21 protein-coding genes are annotated in these 21,706 nt (G+C 70.1%); 20 read left to right on the top strand and 1 reads right to left on the bottom strand.

What is annotated here, in order from left to right; translation table 11 throughout:
• Positions 1-1,218, bottom strand: coding sequence for an RNA-guided endonuclease InsQ/TnpB family protein (locus OG490_RS06810; protein ID WP_330300810.1), 1,218 nt, complete (start codon positions 1,216-1,218; stop codon positions 1-3).
• A 147-nt stretch (positions 1,219-1,365) separates the two neighbouring features.
• On the opposite strand from OG490_RS06810, the gene OG490_RS06805 reads away from it, so the two are divergent.
• The 20 genes from OG490_RS06805 to OG490_RS06710 all read left to right on the top strand — a co-directional run bounded on the left by OG490_RS06805 (position 1,366) and on the right by OG490_RS06710 (position 21,615).
• The gene (locus OG490_RS06805; RefSeq protein WP_330295378.1) at positions 1,366-1,746 is read left to right on the top strand and encodes a nuclear transport factor 2 family protein; all 381 of its coding nucleotides are present in this window, start codon (positions 1,366-1,368) and stop codon (positions 1,744-1,746) included.
• An 11-nt stretch (positions 1,747-1,757) separates the two neighbouring features.
• Entirely contained in the window at positions 1,758-3,383 is a 1,626-nt protein-coding gene (locus OG490_RS06800) for a GMC family oxidoreductase (protein ID WP_330295377.1), read from the top strand.
• Positions 3,376-3,987 carry a DJ-1/PfpI family protein gene (locus tag OG490_RS06795; RefSeq protein WP_330295376.1) on the top strand — a complete coding sequence of 204 codons (612 nt, stop codon included), beginning with the start codon at positions 3,376-3,378 and terminating at the stop codon, positions 3,985-3,987. Before OG490_RS06800 ends, OG490_RS06795 begins: the two co-directional genes overlap by 8 nt.
• Positions 3,987-4,445 (top strand): VOC family protein, encoded by a 459-nt coding sequence (locus tag OG490_RS06790; protein ID WP_330295375.1) that lies wholly within the window; start codon positions 3,987-3,989, stop codon positions 4,443-4,445. Before OG490_RS06795 ends, OG490_RS06790 begins: the two co-directional genes overlap by 1 nt.
• A gap of 1 nt (position 4,446) precedes the next feature.
• Positions 4,447-6,267, top strand: a complete 1,821-nt coding sequence (locus OG490_RS06785) for an AGE family epimerase/isomerase (RefSeq protein ID WP_330295374.1) — start codon at positions 4,447-4,449, stop codon at positions 6,265-6,267.
• A gap of 36 nt (positions 6,268-6,303) precedes the next feature.
• Positions 6,304-6,684, top strand: coding sequence for an STAS domain-containing protein (locus OG490_RS06780; RefSeq protein ID WP_330295373.1), 381 nt, complete (start codon positions 6,304-6,306; stop codon positions 6,682-6,684).
• Positions 6,681-8,816: a glycogen debranching protein GlgX gene (gene glgX, locus OG490_RS06775; protein WP_330295372.1), complete on the top strand. Its 2,136-nt coding sequence runs from the start codon at positions 6,681-6,683 to the stop codon at positions 8,814-8,816. The genes OG490_RS06780 and glgX overlap by 4 nt, the downstream gene beginning before the upstream one ends.
• 74 nt (positions 8,817-8,890) lie before the next feature.
• On the top strand, positions 8,891-9,202 hold the full coding sequence (locus OG490_RS06770; RefSeq protein ID WP_330295371.1) for an STAS domain-containing protein: 312 nt from the start codon (positions 8,891-8,893) through the stop codon (positions 9,200-9,202).
• A gap of 4 nt (positions 9,203-9,206) precedes the next feature.
• Positions 9,207-9,671, top strand: coding sequence for an ATP-binding protein (locus OG490_RS06765; protein WP_330295370.1), 465 nt, complete (start codon positions 9,207-9,209; stop codon positions 9,669-9,671).
• Positions 9,653-10,912 carry a PP2C family protein-serine/threonine phosphatase gene (locus tag OG490_RS06760; protein WP_330295369.1) on the top strand — a complete coding sequence of 420 codons (1,260 nt, stop codon included), beginning with the start codon at positions 9,653-9,655 and terminating at the stop codon, positions 10,910-10,912. The genes OG490_RS06765 and OG490_RS06760 overlap by 19 nt, the downstream gene beginning before the upstream one ends.
• Positions 10,912-11,652 (top strand): MinD/ParA family ATP-binding protein, encoded by a 741-nt coding sequence (locus tag OG490_RS06755; protein ID WP_330295368.1) that lies wholly within the window; start codon positions 10,912-10,914, stop codon positions 11,650-11,652. Before OG490_RS06760 ends, OG490_RS06755 begins: the two co-directional genes overlap by 1 nt.
• 109 nt (positions 11,653-11,761) lie before the next feature.
• Complete coding sequence (locus OG490_RS06750) at positions 11,762-12,502, top strand: type 1 glutamine amidotransferase domain-containing protein (protein WP_330295367.1); 741 nt, start codon at positions 11,762-11,764, stop codon at positions 12,500-12,502.
• A gap of 49 nt (positions 12,503-12,551) precedes the next feature.
• Complete coding sequence (locus OG490_RS06745) at positions 12,552-14,045, top strand: aldehyde dehydrogenase family protein (protein ID WP_330295366.1); 1,494 nt, start codon at positions 12,552-12,554, stop codon at positions 14,043-14,045.
• A gap of 43 nt (positions 14,046-14,088) precedes the next feature.
• Positions 14,089-14,703 (top strand): NADPH-dependent F420 reductase, encoded by a 615-nt coding sequence (locus tag OG490_RS06740; RefSeq protein WP_330295365.1) that lies wholly within the window; start codon positions 14,089-14,091, stop codon positions 14,701-14,703.
• Positions 14,688-15,233 carry a (2Fe-2S)-binding protein gene (locus OG490_RS06735; protein ID WP_330295364.1) on the top strand — a complete coding sequence of 182 codons (546 nt, stop codon included), beginning with the start codon at positions 14,688-14,690 and terminating at the stop codon, positions 15,231-15,233. Before OG490_RS06740 ends, OG490_RS06735 begins: the two co-directional genes overlap by 16 nt.
• On the top strand, positions 15,230-17,635 hold the full coding sequence (locus tag OG490_RS06730) for a xanthine dehydrogenase family protein molybdopterin-binding subunit (RefSeq protein ID WP_330295363.1): 2,406 nt from the start codon (positions 15,230-15,232) through the stop codon (positions 17,633-17,635). The genes OG490_RS06735 and OG490_RS06730 overlap by 4 nt, the downstream gene beginning before the upstream one ends.
• Positions 17,632-18,456, top strand: coding sequence for an FAD binding domain-containing protein (locus OG490_RS06725; protein WP_330295362.1), 825 nt, complete (start codon positions 17,632-17,634; stop codon positions 18,454-18,456). Before OG490_RS06730 ends, OG490_RS06725 begins: the two co-directional genes overlap by 4 nt.
• Positions 18,457-18,551: 95 nt before the next feature.
• Complete coding sequence (locus tag OG490_RS06720) at positions 18,552-19,775, top strand: MFS transporter (RefSeq protein ID WP_330295361.1); 1,224 nt, start codon at positions 18,552-18,554, stop codon at positions 19,773-19,775.
• Positions 19,772-21,277 carry an ATP-binding protein gene (locus tag OG490_RS06715; RefSeq protein WP_330295360.1) on the top strand — a complete coding sequence of 502 codons (1,506 nt, stop codon included), beginning with the start codon at positions 19,772-19,774 and terminating at the stop codon, positions 21,275-21,277. Before OG490_RS06720 ends, OG490_RS06715 begins: the two co-directional genes overlap by 4 nt.
• Complete coding sequence (locus OG490_RS06710) at positions 21,274-21,615, top strand: nuclear transport factor 2 family protein (RefSeq protein WP_330295359.1); 342 nt, start codon at positions 21,274-21,276, stop codon at positions 21,613-21,615. Before OG490_RS06715 ends, OG490_RS06710 begins: the two co-directional genes overlap by 4 nt.
• Positions 21,616-21,706: the final 91 nt, after the last annotated feature.

Genomic DNA, 21,706 nt, shown 5'->3' with positions numbered 1-21,706 from the left:
CTATGGGGAGAGGAATCCGACCCTCGCGGGTGGGGGTTCCTGCTTCACCACGGATTGCCCGGACCGAGAGGAGGACTCCCGTTGAGGTCTTACATCCGCTCCACAGGCAGTAGCCGCCAGCCCGGCGGCCAGAAGATTCACTGCTGCGTTCTCGTCCCGGTCATGGGTCGTCCCGCACTCGTCGCAAGTCCACTCGCGGACGCTCAGGTCCATCTTGTCGGTGATGCTCCCGCAGACAGAGCACAGGCGTGTGCTGGGGAACCACCGGTCCATGGTGATCAGCTGACGTCCGTACCAGGCGGCCTTGTACTCCAGCATGGTCCGCAGTTCACGCCATGCTGCATCCGTGATCGCGCGGGCGAGGCAGTGGTTCCCCAGCATGTTGCGGACGGTGAGCTCCTCGATCACGAGCGTTTGGTTTTCGCGCACGAGTCGAGTCGTCAGTTTGTGCAGGTGATCCTTGCGGCGGTCGGCGATTTGGGCATGGATCCTCGCCACGCGGGTTCGGGCCTTGGCCCGGTTGTTGCTGCCTTTTTCCTTCCGGGACAGCATCCGCTCGGCGCGTGCCAAGCGTTCCCGGTCCTTCCGTTCGTGCCTGGGGTTGGCGACCTTCTCCCCGGTGGAAAGGGTGACCAGTGCCGTCAGCCCGACGTCGATGCCCACGGTGTTCGTCGTGGCGGGCAAGGGCATGGGGGTGTCCTCGCACAGCAGGGATACGAACCATCGGCCAGCGCTGTCACGGGACACAGTGACCGTCGATGGCTCCGCCCCATTCGGGATGGGGCGGGACCACACGATGTCCAGTGGCTCGGCCAACTTCGCAAGGGTGAGTCGCCGTTCGGTATAGCAAAAAGCGCTGCGCGTGTACTCGGCGCTGGCGCGGGACTTCCGCTTCGACTTGAAGCGGGGGTACTGAGCCCGCTTCCCCCAGAAGCCGGTAAAGGCTGCCTGCAGATGCCGCAGCGCCTGCTGGAGCGGAACCGAAGACACCTCGGCCAGGTAGGCCAGCTCCTCGGTCTTCTTCCAAGCCGTGAGCATCGCCGAGGTCTGCGGATAGCTCACCCGTTCCCCATTAACCGTCCACGTGTCGGTGCGGGCCGTGAGGGCGAGGTTGTAGACCTTCCGCACGCAACCGAAGGTCCGCGACAGCTCCGCGGCCTGCATGTCGGTCGGGTAGAAGCGGTACTTGAACGCCCGCTTCACGGAGGAATTCCGCATGCCCTGAACGCTATGGGCGGTCATGATCCCAGCACAAGTCCAGGTCAGAGCATCACGCAACGGAATTTCACGGATGCACTGCTCCGGGCCGAGGAGGCGTCTTCCTTCCTTGGCCATGTCCGGGGGTTTCCACGCAAGAAGATTGGGATGAGCGCGATGGATTCACGAACGATCCTCACTAAGTACTACGAGTACGCCAACTCCGGTGACTGGGACCGGTGGTGCGACCTCTTCGCCGAGGACCAGGTCATGGACGAGCAGCTGGCCGGCCACATCGAGGGCCTGGAGCTGCTGCGGTCGATGATGAAGGGCATGGGCACGATGTACCGGGTCTTCCGGAACGAGCCCGTGCACTTCCTCGTCGACGGGGAGAAGGCCGCGGCCGTCTCCCACCTGACCGCGGTCACCCCCGAGGGGAAGAACATCGAGGCCGAGGTCATGAACTTCTTCCGGATCGTGGACGGAAAGATCGCCTACATGGCGAACTTCCACGACACCGTTCCCTTCCAGGTGCTCGGCCAGGGCTGAGGGGGCGCGCGATGGCCGTAGACGAGTACGACGAGTACGACTACATCGTGGTGGGATCCGGCACCGCGGGCAGTGTCCTGGCCAGCCGCCTCTCCGAGGACCCGGACGTCACCGTCCTGGTCCTGGAGGCCGGCGCGGGCCGCATCCCGCCCGAGGTGGACGACCCGTCCTCCTGGTACAAGCTGCTCGGCGGGCCCGTGGACTGGGGTTACACCAGCGTCCCGCAGCCCGGCCTCGACGGCCGCCGCACGTACGAGCCGCGCGGCAAGGCCCCCGGGGGCAGCAGCAACCTCTACATCATGATGCACATCCGGGGCCACGCCTCGGACTTCGACAACTGGGCCTACCAGGGCGCGGCCGGCTGGGCCTACGAGGACGTGCTGCCCTACTTCGCCCTGCTGGAGGGCCAGGAGGACGCCACCGCCGCCACCACCGGCACCCGGGGACCCCAGCGGATCACCAACGCCGGTCGGCACGGCCCCAATCCGGTCTCCCGCGCCTTCATCGACGCCGCCGTCGAGCTCGGCCACGAGGAGATCGCGGACTTCAACACCGACGGCCCGCGGCGCGGGCTCTTCGGCACCGGCTGGCACCACATCGACGTGGCCGAAGGCCGCCGCCAGGGCGTCCTCGCCTCCTACCTGGAGCCGGCCCTGGACCGCTCGAACCTGACCCTGCGCACCAGCGCGCAGAGCACCCGGCTGCTCTTCGACGGCGACACCTGCACGGGGGTCGAGTACGTACAGCTGGCGGCTCCCGCGCAGATTCCGGGGCGGACGGTGCGCGACAGCCACAGCACGCCGGCCGGGCCCGGGCTGCACACCGTACGGGCCCGCCGGGAGGTGATCGTGGCCGCCGGGGCGATTGAATCGCCGAAGCTGCTGCTGCTCTCCGGGATCGGGCATCCCGGGCAGCTGGGCGAGCACGGGATCCGCACGGTCGCGGCGCTGCCCGGGGTCGGCGAGAACTTCCACAACCACGTGCTGACCGGGCTGATGGCCGAGGTCAACCAGGAACTCCCGCCGCCCGCACAGAACTTGTCGGAGAGCGCGCTGTTCCTCTCGTCCCGGCCCGGGCTGCCCGCACCGGACCTGCAGATCGCCTTCGTACACGTGCCGTTCGACGTGATCGTCGGCCGGGACCACCCCGACACGGTGTCCATCCTGCCGGGTGTCGTACGCCCGGTCTCGCGCGGCTGGATCAAGCTGGCGAGCGCCGATCCGCTGGCCCACCCGCTGATCAACCCGAACTACCTGGGCGACCGCTGGGACCTGGAGCGGATGGTGCAGGGGGTCAAGCTCGCCCGGGAGATCTTCGCGACCTCCGCCTTCTCGCCCTGGTACAAGCAGGAGCTGCAGCCCGGACCCGGCTACGTCTCCGACGAGGACCTGCGCACCTTCGTGAAGCAGAAGTCGGAGAGCTACCACCACCAGGCGGGCTCCTGCCGCATGGGCATCGACGACCTCGCGGTCGTCGACCCCGAACTGCGGGTGCACGGCGTACGGAACCTGCGGGTGGTGGACGCGAGCGTGATGCCGGCCGTCCCGTCGGGCAACTGCCACACCGCCATCGCCATGATCGCCGAACGCGCCGCGGACCTGATCCGCGGCCTGGACAGGGGGGTTCGCGGTGCCTGAAGCCGTACTGCGCGAGGGCGCGCTCTCCGGGACCCGGATCGCGGTCCTGGTCGAGAGCGACTTCTACGAGCCGGAGATCTTCTACTACAGCCGCCGCTTCGCCGAGGAGGGCGCCGAGGTCGACTTCCTGACCCGGCTGTGGGGCAACGACTCCATCACCTTCTCCGGGCACGAGTACCGGGCGCCGTTCACCGCCGAGAAGTCCCTGGAGGGGCTGAGCGACGAGGACCTGCGCCGGTACGCGGCGATCATCGTGCCCTCGGGCATGGTGGCGGACCGGCTGCGCTACACCGAGGACGTGGACGTACTGGCCCCGGCGACGGAGCTGCTGCGCCGGGCCTTCGAGGAGCCGACGGTCCTCAAGGGGATCATCTGCCACGGCATGTGGCTGGCCGCCTCGATCCCGGACAAGGTGCGCGGCCGCAAGGTCGTCTGCCACAACAACCTCATCGGCGACGTCCGCAACATGGGCGCCGAGTACGTGGACGAGGACGTGGTGGTCGACGGCGACCTGGTCACCGGCCGCACCGGCGCCCACCACCACCTGTTCGCCCGCCGGATCATCGAGCTGATCGCGGCCGGGCGGGGCCGGAGGGCCGGCTGATGGGGCCGGGCGCAACCGGCAGCGCGACCGGGCCGATGCGCTGGTCGCACGTGGGTCTGAACTGCGTGGACCAGAAGACCACCGAGGAGTTCTACACCCGGCACTTCGGATTCTCCCGGGCCCGGGTGGTCGACCTGGGGGAGTCTCGCATCGTCTTCCTGCGCCAGGGCGAGGTGTACCTGGAGCTCTTCGCGGCCGGCACCGACCCGGCCCGCGCGGCGCACGAGGACGGGCCGCAGGCCCCGGGGCGGATGCGCCACCTGGCCTTCCAGACCGACAGCGTGGACGCGTTCCTGGCGCAGCTGGGCGACGCGGCCGAAGTGACCCTGGGGCCACTGGACTTCGACGACTTCATCTGCGGGTGGCGGACCGTGTGGGTCCGCGATCCCGACGGGGTGATCGTCGAGGTCAGCCAGGGGTTCGAGGACGAAAGCTCCCACGACAAGGACGGTGTATGACATGGCGGATGCCGTGAGCTTCTCCTTCTCCGACACGATCGCCGGTTACGTCGGACGCTTCGACTCGGAGTCCCGGCTGCTGCGCCTGAAGACCTCCGACGGCCGTGAGTTCGAGGTCTCGCTGGCCGGCGACCCCAGCGCCGAGCTGGTCCGCAACCTGGACGAGCCGTACATCGACGCCTCCGGGCACATCGACGAGATGCTCTCGCCGGGCCGGTTCCTCTACGTCTACGGGGTCCACTACCCCGAGCACGGCGGCCGCTTCGAGGCCAAGCGCCTGGTGTTCCTGGGCCGCGGGGCCGAGGACTACCGTTTCGAGGAGCCCAGCTGGTGGATCAAGCAGATCGAATCGCTGGCCGACTTCTACAAGCGGGCGCAGTTCGGCGACGGGCCGGTGGACTTCACCGAGTACCGCACCGAGATCCGCCTCGGCGGCGACAAGACCGCCAGTCATGTCCAGGAGACCGACACGATCTCCCGGCTGGTCTACGGCATGGCCTCGGCCTACCTGCTGACCGGCAAGGACGAGTACCTGGAGGTCGCCGAGCGCGGCACCGAGTACCTGCGCAAGCACATGCGGGTCGTGGACAGCGAGGAGGACGTGGTCTTCTGGTACCACGGCATCAGCGTCGACGGGGACAGCGAACGCAAGCTGTTCACCTCGGAGTTCTCCGACGACTACGACGCGATCCCGATGTACGAGCAGATCTACGCGCTGGCCGGGCCGATCCAGACCTACCGGGTCACCGGTGACATCCGGATCAAGAACGACGCGGACGCCACCATCCGGCTGTTCGACAAGTTCTTCAAGGACCCGGAGCAGGGCGGCTACTACTCGCACATCGACCCGATCCTCTTCAGCGCCGACCACGAGTCCCTCGGGGAGAACGCGGAGCGCAAGAACTGGAACTCGGTCGGCGACCACGCGCCCGCGTACCTGATCAACCTGTACCTGGCGACCGGCGAGCAGCGCTACGCCGACTTCCTCGAGTACACCTTCGACACGATCGCGGACAAGTTCCCGGACTACAAGAACAGCCCCTTCGTCCAGGAGCGCTTCTTCCGCGACTGGTCGCACGACACCGCGCACAGCTGGCAGCAGAACCGCGCGGTCGTCGGCCACAACCTGAAGATCGCCTGGAACCTGATGCGGATGAACTCGCTGAAGGCCAAGCCGGCCTACGAGCAGCTCGCCCGCAAGATCGGCGAGATCATGCCGGCCGTCGGCAGCGACGTACAGCGCGGCGGCTGGTACGACGTGGTCGAGCGGGTCAAGGAGGGCGACCAGGAGACGTATCGTTTCGCCTGGCACGACCGCAAGGCCTGGTGGCAGCAGGAGCAGGCGATCCTCGCCTACCTCATCCTGAACGGCACCGTCGGCGGGGACGAGTTCCTGCGCGAGGCCCGGCAGGCGCAGTCCTTCTACAACACCTTCTTCCTCGACCACGACGAGGGCGCCGTCTACTTCAACGTGCTCGCCAGCGGTACCCCGTACCTGCTCGGCACGGAACGGCTCAAGGGCAGCCACTCGATGTCCATGTACCACTCGGCGGAGCTCTGCTACCTCTCCGCCGTCTACAACAACCTGCTGGTCAACGGCCGGGAGATGGACTTCCACTTCCAGCCCGACCCGACGAACCTCCCCGACCGCGTGCTGCGCGTCTCGCCCGACCTGCTCCCCGCCGGCTCGGTGCGGATCGCGTCCGTGGAGATCGACGAGAAGCCGTACGAGGAGTTCGACGCGGACGAGCTGACCGTCCACCTGCCCGACGTACAGGGCCGGGTCAAGGTCAAGGTCCGGCTGCGGCCGACCGCCCAATAGCGCTCAACGGGGGCGCCCCACTCAGAGGGGAAAGCAATGACCCTGAACGTGAAGGAACGCCGCAACAAGACGGGCACCGTGCTCGTCGCCACCGGCGAGATCAACAGCGAGACCTCCGGATCGCTGCTGCAGACCCTGCTGCCGCTGGTCCGCGAGGGCAAGCCGCTGCGCATCGACCTGACGGCCGTCACCTACGTCTCCAGCGCCGGGCTGCGCACCCTGCTCGTGGTCTACCGCGAGGCCCAGCACGCCGGGGTCGCCGTCACCCTCTACGGGGTGAGCGAGGAAGTCCGGTTCGTCATGTCGGCCACCGGGTTCCTCGACTTCTTCTCCGCCGGAGAAGCCGAGGCGGCCGCCGCCAAGGCCGCCGCCAAGGCCGCGGCCAAGACCACCACCCAGGCGCGGGCCGCGCGATGACCGAGCCGGCTTCCGAACAGGTGCTGCGCGTGGACGCGTACCCGACCCACGAGGTGGGCGGGTACCGCGTCCGGGCCGGCAAGCCCTTCCCCTTCGGGGCCAACGTGGTCCCCGGCGGGGTCAGTTTCTCCGTCTTCTCCGACCAGGCCACCTCCATGACCCTGGTCATCTACAAGCGCGGAGAGCCCGAACCGACGGCCGAACTGGAGTTCCCCCAGGAATTCCGCACCGGCAGCGTCTTCGCCATGACGGTCTTCGGCCTCGACCACGAGAACATCGAGTACGGGTACCGGGCCGACGGGCCCTACGACCCCGTCACCGGCCACCGCTTCGACGCCCGCCAAATCCTCTCCGACCCCTACGCCCGGCTGATCGCCGGCCGCGACGTCTGGGGCGTGGAACCGGACCGCAGCCGCGGCTACCAGTACCGCTCCCGCGTCTGCCTCCAGGACTTCGACTGGGGCGACGACACCCCGCTGGGCATCCCCGCCGAGGACCTCGTCGTCTACGAGACCCACGTACGCGGCTTCACCCGGCACCCCTCCTCGCGCGTCACCGCCCCCGGCACCTTCGCCGGGCTGCGCGAGAAGATCCCGTACCTCAAGGAGCTCGGGGTCAACTGCATAGAGCTGCTGCCGGTGTTCGAGTTCGACGAGAGCGACAACCCGCGCTCCAACCCGGAGACCGGCGAGAAGCTCTTCGACTACTGGGGCTACAACACCGTCTCCTTCTTCGCGCCCAAGGCCGGCTACGCGGCCACCGGACGCTACGGCATGCAGGGCGACGAGTTCCGGACCCTGATCAAGGACCTGCACGCGGCCGGCATCGAAGTCATCCTCGACGTCGTCTTCAACCACACAGCCGAGGGCAACGAGCAGGGCCCCACCATCTCCTTCAAGGGGCTCGACAACGCCACGTACTACATGCTCACGCCCGAGGGGTACTACTTCAACTTCAGCGGCACCGGCAACACCGTCAACTGCAACCACCCCGTCGTGCGCAACTACGTGCTCGACTGCCTGCGCCACTGGGTCGCCGACTACCACGTGGACGGCTTCCGCTTCGACCTCGCGGCCATCCTCGGCCGTGACCTGGACGGCACCCCGCTGCACAACCCGCCGCTACTGGAACTGCTCGCCTACGACCCCGTCCTGCGGCACACCAAGCTCATCGCCGAGGCCTGGGACGCGGGCGGCCTCTACGAGGTCGGCAACTTCCCGGCGTACGGCCGCTGGGCGGAGTGGAACGGCAAGTACCGCGACACCGTACGCAGCTTCCTCAAGGGCGACCCCGGGATCACCGGCGACCTCGCCACCCGGATCGCCGGCTCGCCCGACCTGTACTCCAGCCGCGGCACCTCGGCGTCGGTCAACTTCCTGACCGCGCACGACGGCTTCAGCCTGGCCGACCTGGTCTCCTACAACGACAAGCACAACGAGGCCAACGGCGAGGGCAACAACGACGGCGGCAACGACAACGCCAGCTGGAACTGCGGGGTCGAGGGCCCGACCGACGATCCCGAGGTCAACGCGCTGCGCACCCGCCAGATGAAGAACGCCATGGCCATCCTGCTCACCAGCCAGGGCGTGCCGATGCTGCTGTCCGGCGACGAGGTGGCACGCACCCAGCAGGGCAACAACAACACGTACTGCCAGGACAACGAACTGTCCTGGTTCGACTGGGACCAGGTCGACGAGAACTCCGAACTGCTCCGGTTCACACGGGAGATGATCGCCTTCCGCAAGCACCACCGCGAGCTGCGCTCCACCGCCCACCCCACCGGGCAGCTGAGGGACAGCCTGGGGCTGCCCGACATCAGCTGGCACGGGGAGCGGGCCTGGCAGCCCGACTGGTCGCCGGAGAGCCGGCTGCTGGCGGTGGCCCGCTGCGGAACCGGGGACGACGACGTGGTGTACGTGGCCATGAACTCCCACTGGGAGGCGCACGACCTGGAACTGCCCGCCCTGCCGGGCGGCCGCAGCTGGCACCTCTTCGCGGACACCGGGGCCGAGGCCCCGTACGACATCCGCACCCCCGGCGGCGAACTCGAACTGGAGAACGCCGGCAAGTACCTGATCGGTCCGCGCGCGGTCGTGATCCTCGTCGGCCGCACGCCCGACGCCGAGCTCTAGGGGGTGTCTGGCGGATCAGGGCCGGGCCCGGGTCGCCAGACACCCCCCAACCCACCGCACCGAAGGAGCCTCACATGCCGCTTTCCGTGTCCCTGAGCATCGAGGGCGACACCACCGTGATCGAGCTGGCCGGCGAACTGGACGCCAAGACCGCGCCGGACTTCCACCAGACCATCGAGAAGGCCGCCGGGCACGGCACCAGCACCGTCGAGATCCGGATGGCCGGCGTCGGCTACATGGCCAGTGCCGGACTGCGCTCCCTGGTCTTCGCCCAGCAGAAGGTCGCCGACCACGTCACCATCAAGGTGGTTGGCGCCATCGAGCCCGTCTCCCGGACCATCCGGACGGCCGGACTCGACCGCAGCATCGTGCTCTCCGACGACTGAGCCGATGGATGAGGCGGTCAAAACGGCGGGGACCTCCGCCGAGCTCGAAGTGCCCGCCACACTGGGGGCGTTGGGCGACATCGCCGCGCTCGTCCTGCGGCTGGCCGCACGGGCGGGCCTGGACAAGGGCGCCGCGTACCGGATCCGGCTGGCCGTGGACGAGCTGGCCACGAACACCGTGATGCACGGGTACCGGGGCGGCGACGGACGGATCACCGTCCGCGGCCGCTCCGGGCCGGGCCGGGTCCAGATCTCCATAGAGGACTCGGCGCCGGCCTTCGACCCCTCCCGGGGGCGGCTGCCACCCGATCCGGGGACCGCCCCGGAGCGGCGCCGGATCGGCGGGCTCGGCATCCACCTGGCGCTGACCAGCGTGGACGAGTTCGGCTACGTACGCAGGGACGGCCGCAACATCAGCACGCTGACAGTGATGGCTGAGGGGACGGACCCATGCCCTCCACGACCGTGATCATCCTCGATCAGTACCCGCCACCGCCCACCGAACTGCTCGACGCGCTCGGCGAGATGGGCGCGGACCTGGTCCGGCGCACCCTGCCCGAACTGCTGGCCGGGCCACTGGACGAACTGCCCGAAGCCGATGTGCTGCTCGTCCCCGCCGAGGCGGACGGGGAGTCGGTGCGAACGGCCGTGCGCAGACTGCGTCGCTGGGCCGGCGCCCCCATCGTGGTCGTCTGGACCGTGACGGGGTTCGCCGCCCTGGAGGAACACGTCCGGCTCGGCCACGACTACCTCGTACCGCCCTTCCTGCCCTCCCTCGTCGGGGCCCGGCTGCACAGCTGCTCGGAGCGCGCCGGACTCGGCCGCACCCTGCGCGAGGCCGACGCCCGCGCCGAACTCATGGGCTACGAGAAGGAACTGGAGATCGGCCGCGAGATCCAGGCCGGCTTCCTGCCCGAATCGCTGCCGGTCCCCGAAGGCTGGGAGATCGACGTGTGCTTCCGGCCCGCCCGGCAGGTCGCCGGGGACTTCTACGACGTCTTCGAGCTCTCCCGCGGCCGCCGGCTCGCCTTCGTCGTCGCCGACGTCTGCGACAAGGGGGTCGGCGCCGCGCTCTTCATGGCGCTCATCCGCTCCCTGCTGCGGCACACCGCCGAGAACAGCGGGCTCCAGCACCTGGTGGCCGCCGGCCGCACCGGCAACAGCCGGCGCATCCCGGTCGTCGGCGCCACCCCGCTGCTCAACGCCGTCACCGCCACCAACGGCTACCTCACCCGCAACCACCTGCGGCAGGGCTACTTCGCCACGCTCTTCTTCGGAGTGCTCGACCCGCTCACCGGATCCCTGGTCTACATCAACGGCGGCCACAACCCGCCGCTGCTGCTGGCCGCCGACGGCGCCGAACCGCTCGCCCTGGAGGTCACGGGCCCCGCCGTCGGGGTGCTGCCGGACTGTGTGTACACACTCGGCTACGCCCAGTTGAACCCGGGCGACACCCTCTTCGTGTTCACCGACGGAGTGCCCGAGGCGCGCTGCCCCAGGGGCAGCTTCCTCGGCGACGAGCGGATGCTGGAGCTGCTCGCCGGCCCCCCGGTGAGCGGCAGGGAGGTGGTCGACCGGATGGACACGGCCGTACGCGAACACACCGGAACAGCCGAACAGCACGACGACGTCACCATGCTGGCCCTGCACCGGCCACGCGCGGCGCGGGGGCCGCACGCGGACGGTGCCGGCCGCCAGGTCGTGGCCTGATGACCCAGATCATCGTGGTCCACTCGTACCGCGGTGGCACCGGGAAGTCCTCGGTGCTGGCGAACCTGGCCCTGCTCATCGCGGGCGGGGGGCGCCGGGTGGGGGTGATCGACACGGACATCCAGTCGCCCACCATGGACCTGCTCTTCCGGCTCGACCCCGGCCCCTCGCTGGCCGACTACCTGCTGGGGCGCTGCGAGATCGAAGCCGCCGCCCAGGAGGCGGTACCCGGGCTCTACGTCGTACCGGCCCGGACCGGGACGGCCGCGCTGCGCGAGCTCATGACCACCGGCTACGACGTCGGGCTGCTCCCCGAGGGCTTCGACCGACTGGCCGTCCACCACGACCTCGACGTCCTGTTCCTGGACACCCACGCCGGGCTCAACAACGAGTCGGTCACCGCGATGGCGAGCGCCGACGTACTGATGATCATGGCGCGGGCCGACCCGATCGACCTCCTCGGCGTCGAGGAGACCATTGCCCTGACCGGCAGGCTCGCCTGCCGCCGGACCCTGGTGATGAGCATGGCGCCCGAGGGCATCGACCGGGAGGCCGCCCGGCGGCGGGCCGAGGAGGTCTACTGCACCCCCCTGGCCGGAATCCTGCCCTATGTGCCGGAAATGGCCGCGCTCTACGGTGAACGCATATTCGTCGAAGCCCATCCCGACCATCCCCTGGTCGGTGAATTCCGCACCATCATCTCGGCGTTGGACGCACGTGACGAAGTATCGCGGGCCTGACGTCAGCCCCTTACGCCCCTAGCGGAGGGCGTGTTGAATCGGCAGCGAATCCGGCAGTGAATCAAGCAGCATCCAGTGCATCCGGCACACGCAGACAAGGAGAAGAGTCATGAAGATTCTCGTCGTCATGACGGCCAAGGCCACGCTTCATCTGCTGGACGGGGAACAGCACCCCTCGGGATTCTGGGCCGAGGAATTCGCCGTGCCCTTTTCCCTCTTCAAGGCCGCCGGCCACACCGTGGACGTGGCGACGATCGCGGGCCGGGTCCCCACCGTCGACCAGACCAGCATCGACCCGCAGTTCCTGCGGTGGGTGCGCCCGGAGGGCTCGCCGGACGAGGACGCCGCCAACGCGGCCGAGTACGTCCGGGTCATCGAGGACGCCCCGCAGCTGAGAAGCCCGATCGCCCTGGAAGGCCTGGGCGAGAAGGACATCGCGGACTACGACGGCATCTACATCAGCGGCGGGCACGGAGCCATCGGTGACCTGCCCAAGTCCGACGAGCTCGCGCAGATCCTGCGCTGGGCCATCGCCCAGGACAAGCCGCTCGCCACCGTCTGCCACGGCCACACCTCACTGCTCGCGCTGCGCGACGGCGAGGGCAGGTGGCCCTTCGAGGGCTACCGGATGACGGCCTTCTCGCACAGCGAGGAGCTGGTCACCAACATGGCGGGGCGCCTCCCGCTGATCCTGGAAGTCGAACTCACCCGGCTCGGCGCCCGCTACGAGAAGGCCGAAGCGATCTGGGACTCGCACGTGGTCGTGGACCGCAGGCTCACCACCGGCCAGAACCCGTACTCCTCCAGGGCCCTGGCCGAAACGTTCCTGACACAGCTCGCGCAGGGCTAGCCGGACCGCCCTGCCCCCGTACCCCGACACCGGAAGGCAGCCCCCAGTCATGACCAAGCGCGTGATCGGCGACCGGCCCCTGGCCAACCCCGGGAAACTGTTCATCGGCGGCAAGTGGGTCTCGGCCCAGGACGACCGTACCGAACCGGACATCAGCCCCGTGGACGGCACGGAGATCGTACCGGTGGCCCAGGCGGCCGCCGCCGACGCGGACGCGGCCGTCGCCGCGGCCCGCCGGGCGTACGAGGAAGGTCCCTGGAGCAGACTCTCCGCACAGGAGCGCGCGCTGCGGCTGAACCGGGTCGGGGAGCTCATCGAGCGCGACCTGGAGGAGATCGCCCTGCTGGAGACGGTGGACATGGGCAAGCCGTTCGCCTTCTCCTCCACGGTCGACGCTCCCATGGCCGCCCAGCTCATGCACTACTACGCCGGCGCCGTGACCAGGGTGGACGGATCCTCCCGGGCCCCGGCCGGCGGGCAGCTCGCCTACACCCTGCGCGAGCCGGTGGGCGTGGTGTGCGCCATCACCCCCTTCAACTTCCCGCTGCTGCTGTCCATGACGAAGATCGCCCCGGCCCTCGCGGCCGGGAACACGGTCGTCCACAAGCCCTCGCCCGCCACCCCGCTGACCGCCCTGAAGATCGCCGAGCTGTTCCAGGAGGCGGAGATCCCGGACGGGGTGCTCAACGTCATCACCGGTCCGGGCGTGGAACTGGGAGAGACCCTCACCGACCACCCGGGCATCGACAAGATCGCCTTCACCGGCTCCACCGCGGTCGGCCAGTCGATCATCCGCAAGTCGGCCGGCACCCTGAAGAAGGTGACGATGGAGCTCGGCGGCAAGTCCGCCAACATCATCTTCGCCGACGCCGACCTCGACGCCGCCGAGGAACTGGCCTTCTTCGGCATCTACTACAACAAGGGCGAGATCTGCACGGCCGGCTCCCGGCTGCTGCTCCAGCGCCCCATCCACGACGAGATGGTCGAACGGCTCGTCACCCGGGCCGCCGCCCTCAAGCCCGGCGACCCGCGCGATCCGGCGACCCTCTTCGGACCGCTCGCCCACCGGGGCCAGTTCGACAAGGTCAGCTCGTACATCGAGGTCGGGGAGAAGGAAGGCGCCGTCCTGCGCACCGGCGGCACCGGCTGGACCCCCGAAGGGGCCTCGACCGATCTGTCGGCGGGCCTGTACTTCCTGCCGACCGTGTTCACCGGCGTGGACAACGGCATGCGGATCGCCCAGGAGGAGATCTTCGGCCCGGTCCTGTCGATCATCCCCTTCGACACCGAGGCCGACGCCGTGCGCATCGCCAACGACAGCGCCTACGGACTCGCCGCCGGGGTCCACACCAAGGACCTGCGCCGCGCCCACCGGGTCGCCTCGCAGATCAAGGCCGGGACCGTCTGGGTCAATTGCTACAACCAGTACGACCCCTCCGTGCCCTACGGCGGCTACAAGGCCTCCGGGTACGGGCGCGAGTGCGGCCCCGAATCCCTCGAGAGCTACACCCAGACCAAGTCGGTCTGGATCGGCATGGACTGACACCGGGTTCCGTCCCGGACCCGGATCTACCTGAGGAGTCTTCATGCGGATCGGCGTCATCGGTACCGGGCGGATCGGATCGACCCTGGCCAGGATCCTGGTGGCCGCGGACCACGAGGTGGTGCTCGCCAACGCCCGGGGGCCGCGGAGCCTCGCACCCCTGGTGGCCGAACTGGGCCCCGCGGCCTCGGCGGCGCACCCCGCCGAGGCCGCGGTCCGCGCCGAGGTCCTGGTGCTGATGGTGCCCTTCGACAGCGTCCAGGGGCTGCTGCCGCAGGAGTCCGTGCGCGACACCGTGCTGGTCGACGCCACCAACGCGTTCAACGGGCCCGGTGCGCCCCGGGATCTGGGCGGGCGGGGCTCCAGCGAACTCGTCGCCGACTGGTATCCCGGCGTACGGCTCGTGAAATCCCTGAACACCATGCATTTCGAGACACTCGCCGTCGCCGGCACCTCCCAGGGCCCGCGTCTGGCCCATTTCACGGCGGGCGACGACGGGAAAGCGAAGGAAATCGTCGCGGGAATCATCGCGGATCTCGGATTCGCCCCCGTCGACACCGGCCCGCTGCACTCCGGAGGAATTCTCCAACAGCCCGGCGGGCCCCTCTTCAACCGGCCGCTCACGGAAGCGCAGGCGCTGGCATGGACCTCTCACTGAACGTGAACGGAAGACCCGAGCAGTTCTCGGCGGAGCCGAACGAACTGCTCGTCGAACGGCTCCGCGACGGCCTGGGACTGACCGGCACCAAGGTCGGCTGCGACACCGGCCAGTGCGGCTCCTGCGTCGTCCGGCTCGACGGCCGCTCCGTCAAGAGCTGCCTCATCCTCACCGTGTCGGCCGCCGGCTCCGAGGTGGCCACCATCGAGGGAGTCACCACCCCGGGCGGTGAACTCAGCGGCCTCCAGGAGGCCCTGCGCCAGGAGCACGGCACCCAGTGCGGCTTCTGCACCCCCGGCATGGTCATGGCCCTCGGTGAACTCGTCGAGAACACCGCCGCCGACCCCGAACCGCCCACCGAGCCCGAGATCCGCGAATGGCTCACCGGGAACCTGTGCCGCTGCACCGGCTACCACAGCGTCGTACGGGGAGTGCAGCGCGCCTGCTCCGCGGCCCGCGCCCAGGAAACCGCGGAGCCGGCCACCGCCGCCACCGCCACCGCGTCCGGACAGGAGGGGTCGGGGAGATGACCGCAGTAACGGGGGAGACCCCCCTCCAGGGCAACGGACTGCTCGGGCAGCCGCTGGACAGCCGCGAGGACCCGCAGCTGCTGCGCGGCGAAGCCACGTACGTGGGCGACATCAACCTGCCGGGCACCGCCCACATGGCGATCCTCGGCAGCCCGGTGGCCCACGCGAAGATCCTCTCCATCGAGACCAAGGCCGCCGAGCAGCTGCCCGGCGTGCTCAAGGTGGCCACCGCAGCCGATTTCACCGACGTGATGCCGCTGCCGTGCATCTGGATACCCGGCGGGGTCGAGAGCCACTTCCCGCCCCACCCCTACGGACTTCCCGGCGCCCGCCCGGTGCTGACCGGCGACGCCGTGCGCCACGTCGGCGACCCCATCGCCGTGGTCGTTGCCGAGACCCCGCGCCAGGCCGCCGCCGCACTGGCCGCGATCTCCGTCGAGTACGAGCCGCTGCCCGTGGTGACCCGGGCCGACGAGGCCCTCGCCGAAGGCGCGCCCCAGCTGCACGAGGCCGTCCCTGGCAACCTGAACGCGTACTGGACCTGCGGGGACAAGGACCGCACCGACGCGGCCATCGCCGCGGCCGAGGTCACCGTCGAGCTGGACCTGGTCAACCAGCGCACCATCAACAGCCCCATCGAGCCGCGCGGCGCGGTCGGCGACTACAACGCCGTCACCGGCGAGTACACCCTCTACGCCTCCACCCAGGGGCCGCACAACCACCGCTTCCTGCTCTCCGCGCTGGTCCTCGGCATCCCCTTCAACAAGCTCCGCGTGATCGCCCCGACCGTGGGCGGCAGCTTCGGCACCAAGGGGTACCTGTACCCCGACATGGCGCTGGTCCTGCTGCTCTCCAAGGCGCTGGGCAGGCCCGTGAAGTGGGTGGACACCCGTACCGGGCTGATGAACTCCACCGTCCAGGGCCGCGACCACCGCCAGCACGTCACCCTGGCGGGCACCCGGGAGGGCCGGATCACCGCCGTGCGGGCCACCAGCTACGCCAACCTCGGCGCGTACCCCTCCACGATCGGCCCCGGCGTGGCCACCGCCCTGATGGGCCGCTCCATCAGCGGCATGTACGAGATCGACGCCGCCTTCTGCGAGGTCTACGCCGCCTTCACCAACACCGTCTCGCTCGGCGCCCAGCGCGGCAGCGGACGCGCGGAGGCCGCGTTCCTGATGGAACGGCTCGTCGACCGGTACGCCTCCGAGATCGGCATGGACCCGGCGGCCGTACGCCGCAAGAACCTGGTGCCCAAGGAGAAGTTCCCGTACGACAACGGCCTCGGCTGGACCTACGACTCCGGGGACTACCAGCTCAACTTCGACCGGGCCATCGAGCTCTCCGGCTACGCCGACATGCCCGCCCGCAAGACCGAGGCCCGCGCCCGCGGCAAACGGCTCGGCGTCGGCATCGCCTCCTACGTCGCGATCTGCGGGGTCGGCCCCTCCACCCGGATGTCCAAGGAGGGCATGCTGGGCGGTACGTGGGAGAGCGCCAACATCCGCGTCCACCCGACCGGCGAGGTCACCGTCACCGTCGGCTCCGCCTCCACCGGCCAGAGCCACGGCACGGTCTTCGCGCAGGTCGCCGCCGACGAGCTCGGCATCGACCCCGAGCAGGTCCAGGTGTTCGAGGGGGACACGCAGAAGGCCCCGTACGGCCAGGGCACTTACGGCTCGCGCTCCTACAGTATGGCCGCGCCCGCCGTCGCCCTCACCGCCCGGAAGATCAAGAGCAAGCTGATCAAGGCCGGAGCCGTGTTCCTCGGCCTCCCCGAGGACAAGGTCGTCTACGAGGGCGGCAAGGTCCACGAAGAGGGCAACGAGGAGAACGCCAAGACCTTCGCCGAACTGGCGATGGCCATGTGGTACGGCTGGGGACTGCCCCCCGAGATCGAACCGGCCCTCGACGAGACCACCCACTTCGACCCGCCGGACTTCAACTACCCCTTCGGTACGCACGTGGCGGTCGTCGAGATCGACGAACTGACCGGCGAGACCGAGGTGGTGGCCTACACCGCGGTCGACGACGCCGGCAACATCGGCAACCCCAAGGTGGTGCTCGGCCAGATCGAGGGCTCCATCGTGCACGGCCTCGGCCAGGCCCTGATGGAGGCCGCCGAGTACGACGGGAACGGGCTCCTGATCAGCCGCGACCTGGGCCACTACGCCCTGCCGCGCGCCATCGACGCACCCTTCTTCTCCCTCGACAAGACCACCACCCCCTCCCCGCACAACCCGCTCGGCGCCAAGGGCGCCGGCGAGATCGCCACCGTCCCGCCCGCCGCGGCCGTGGTCAACGCCGTCGTCGACGCCCTGTCCGACCTCGGCGTCCAGCACATCGACATGCCGCTCACCCCCGAGAAGGTCTGGCGCCGCCTGAGAGGGGAATCCCAGTGATCCTCACCGAGTTCGAATACGTCCGCCCGGTCGGCCTGGACGAGGCCCTGGCCCTGCTGGCGGGACAGCCCGGAGCCCGGGTGCTCGCCGGCGGACAGAGCCTGCTGCCCGGCCTGCGCACCGGCGAGGAGCGCGCCGCCCTGCTCGTCGACGTACGCCGCCTGGAGGAGCTCCGGGGCATCGAGGAGACAGCGCAGGGGATCCGGATCGGGGCGCTCACCACCCTCGCGGAGATCGCCGCCCACCCGCTGCTGCTGTCCCGGGCCCCCGAGATCGCGGCCGCGGCCCGCGCCAACGGCGACCCCCAGGTCCGCAACCTGGGCACCGCGGGCGGGAACCTCGCCGCCGGAGGCCGCGCCACCGACCTGCCGGTCGCGGCCATCGCCGCAGGGGCCACCGTCGAACTGGCCGGCCCCGGCGGGCTCACGACCGTCACCGCCGAGGAGCTCGCCGCCTCCGGGGTCCCGGCGGGCACCCTCGTCACCGCCCTGCTGGTGCCCGCCGCCGGACGGGCCGCAGCCTTCACGAAGACCGCCGACCGGGCGACCCGCTACCCGGTGTGCGCCACCGCCGTACGGATCACCCCCGACGGGCCGCGCATCGCGGTCACCGGGGCCACCGCCCGCCCGCTGCGGCTGCGCGGGGTCGAAGACCGGCTGCGCGGGGGCCCGTACACCACGGACGCCGTGCTCGCGGCCTTCCGGGCCGAACCCCGGGAGCTGTTCGTCCCCGGGCGCGGCACCTCGGCCGAATACCTCGGCCACCTGGCGGGGGTGCTCACCGCCCGCGCGCTCGCGAGGGCGGCGCAGGCACCCGCCTGACCGACCACCACGGGGGAGTTGAAGCAGTGGAACCGCGCCCACCGACCACACGGTCCGAACGGACCGCGCCGACCGCGACCACCACGGGGGTCACCTTGCACCCAGCCGCCCACACGGCCAGTGCGCCCAGAGGCTCCGGCTTCTGGGTGGTGGGCGCGGTCCTCGTCCTGCTGATGCTCTCCTCCTCCGTCCCCTCCGCCCTCTACGTGCTCTACCAGCAGAAGTGGGGCCTGTCCTCCGGCGTGATCACGGTGGTCTTCGCCCTCTACGCCGTCACCGTGCTCGCCGGGCTCCTGCTGTTCGGGTCGCTGTCCGACACCCTCGGCCGGCGGCCCGTACTCGGCGCCGGACTGGTCCTCGCCATCATCTCCATGGGCCTCTTCGCCGGAGCCCGGGGACTCGGACTGCTGCTCGCCGCCCGCGCCGTACAAGGACTCGCGGTGGGCCTCGCCACCGGAGCCATGGGCGCCGCCCTGCTGGAACTCACTCCGCGCTCCCGGCCCGCGCTCGGCGCCCAGGTCAACAGCGCCGGACCCACCATCGGCATCGGCCTCGGCGGGATCGGCGCCGGGCTCCTGGTCCAGTACGCGCCCGCACCGACCGTACTGACCTACCTGCTGCTCGTCGGGGCCTTCGCCGTCACCCTGGTCGGCGTCGTGCGGATGCGGGAGAGCGCCCCGGACCGGAGCCGCGGCCGCCTGCGGATCGCGCCGCACCGGATCCGGATCCCCGCCGCCGCGCGCGGACGCTTCGCCGTGCTCATCCTGACCATCGTCGCCGTCTGGTCGGTCGGCGGGTTCTACCTCTCGCTCGGCCCGCACCTGGCCCTCTCCCTGCTCCGGTCCACCAACTACCTGGCCGGCGGAGCCACCGTGGCGCTCCTCGCGGGCGCCGCCACCGTCGCCCAGCTGCTCCTCGGCCGCACCGAGGCCCTGCGCACCGCCGTCATCGGCCTGCTCGGCCTGCTCGGAGGCCTGGCCCTGGTGCTCCTCGGACTCGGACTCGGCTCGGCCACCGTGTTCCTGGTGGCCACCGCCGTCCTCGGGGCCGGCTGGGGCGCCGCCTTCCTCGGCTCCTTCCGGGCACTGAGCGCCCTCGCCGAACCGGCCCACCGCGGCGAACTGACCGCCGCCGTCTACGTCTTCGCGTACCTCGCGATGAGCGTGCCGGCGGTCCTCGCCGGGCTGTTCACCAACATCCACGGCCTGCAACGGACTTCGGTCGGCTTCATGGCGGCCGTCGCCGCGGTGTGCGCACTGGCCCTGTTCGCCACCCTGCGGCTGGCCGCCCGCACCCGGTCCGAGGGGAGCACGGCATGAACACCACCGCACTGCGGGCGGCCCTGCACGGGCTGGAGATCTTCTCGGGACTCACCGGGGAGCAGCTGGACTGGCTGGTCTCGGTCTCCGAACCCCGGGTGCTCGCCGACGGGGAGGTCCTCTTCCGGGACGGGGAGGAGGCGACCGGCTTCCACGTCCTGCTCTCCGGCGGGCTCGTGGTGACCAAGGTCGTCGACGGCCGGGAGGAGGTCCTGACCCGGCACTCCACCGAGGAGGAGAGCGCCGCCGCCGACGACCACGACGGCAAACCCGCCGCGGCCCACCGCTTCACCGGCGAACTGCCGCTGCTCACGGACGGGGCCTACGTGGCCACGGCCGCCGCGAGCGGACCGGCCACCACCGTGGTCGCGTACCCGAAGCCGGTCTTCTTCGAGATGCTGACCCGCTGCCACGGGGTGGCCGCCGTTCTGATCCCCGTGCTGGCCTGGCGCATCAAGTCCTCCGAGGTCCAGGCCCGCAAACGGGCCACCGTCGAGGCCCTGGGAACCCTCGCCGCGGGCCTCGCGCACGAGCTGAACAACCCGGCCGCCGCCGTCGCCCGCGCCGCGCAGGAGCTGGCGCCCGCCCTGGAGCAGCTGACCCGGACCGCCCAGGCCTGGGGATCGGCCGCCACGGGCGCGGAACGCTCCGTATTCGACCGGCTCGCCGAGGAGTTGGACAAGGTGGCGCCGCCGGTGGTCTCCGATCCGCTGGCCCAGGCGGACGCCGAGGAGGAGATCGCCGACTGGGCCGAGGAGGCGGGCGCCGAGCGTCCCGGACTGCTCGGCTCGGGGGTCAGCGACCTAGGGCTGGAGCTGGGCTGGCTGCTGGAACGGCTGGAGGGGGTCGGCGAGCCGGCCCTGCCCGCCGCCCTGGACCACCTCGCGGCGCTCCTGGAGATCCGCTCGCTCGCCGCCGAGCTGCGGGCGGCCGGTCCGCGGATCTCCCAGCTGGTGTCGGCCACCCGGGATTACGCCAATCTCGACCGGGCCCCCGAACAGCGCTTCGCGGTGACCGACGGACTGGAGAACACGCTGGTCGTCCTGCGTGCCAAGCTCGCCGGAATCACCATCGTGCGTGCGTACGAACCGGATCTGCCCGAACTGACGGGCTATCCGAGTGAGTTGAACCAGGTGTGGACCAACCTGGTCGACAACGCCTCGGCGGCCATGGAGGGCGCCGGCACGCTCACCCTGCGCGCCCGGATCGAGGGCGTCTGCATGGTCGTGGAGATCGCCGACACGGGCTCGGGAATCCCGGAGGAATCCCTGCCGAGGATCTTCGAACCCTTCTACACCACCAAGGACGTGGGCAAGGGCACGGGCCTGGGGCTGCACCTCAGCTACCGCATCGTGACCCAGCGCCACCACGGTTCGATCACGGCCCACTCACGTCCGGGGGAGACCCGGATGACCGTCCGGCTGCCGCTCTCCGGCACCGACCCGGGCTGCGCACCGCCGACCGGGTCACCCGCCCCAGTTGAACGAATGGAGTCGACATGACCAAGTACGACATCGCCACGCTGCACCCGGTGTTCGTCCGCCAGATGGAGGCGCTGGCCGCGCTGGACATCGAGGCGGTGATGAAGAACTACACCGAGGACGCCGTGCTGTTGCGCTTCGAGGGCGTCTCGGTCGGCATCGAAGCGGTGCGCGAGACCTTCACCGGCTACCTGACGGTCAAGCCCACCCTCGTGGAGCTGCAGGAATACGTCGAGACCGACGACACGATCTTCTACCGGGCGATCATGAATTTGAACGGCCAACCGGAGCATGCGTTCGGGACACTCGTGGTCCGCGATGGCCGGATCTGGCGGCAGACGGCTGGGTTCGGCGGCTGACGTCCGATATCTGGGTAGCGTGTGCGGGGAGGGCGGGGCAGAGTCCTCCCCGTGCGCGTGGGATCGTGTGCGCGGTGCGGCCGAAGGGGAG

Source organism: Streptomyces sp. NBC_00503 (genome assembly GCF_036346895.1).
Taxonomy (GTDB): domain Bacteria; phylum Actinomycetota; class Actinomycetes; order Streptomycetales; family Streptomycetaceae; genus Streptomyces.
This window is presented reverse-complemented; position numbering and strand designations above follow the sequence as displayed.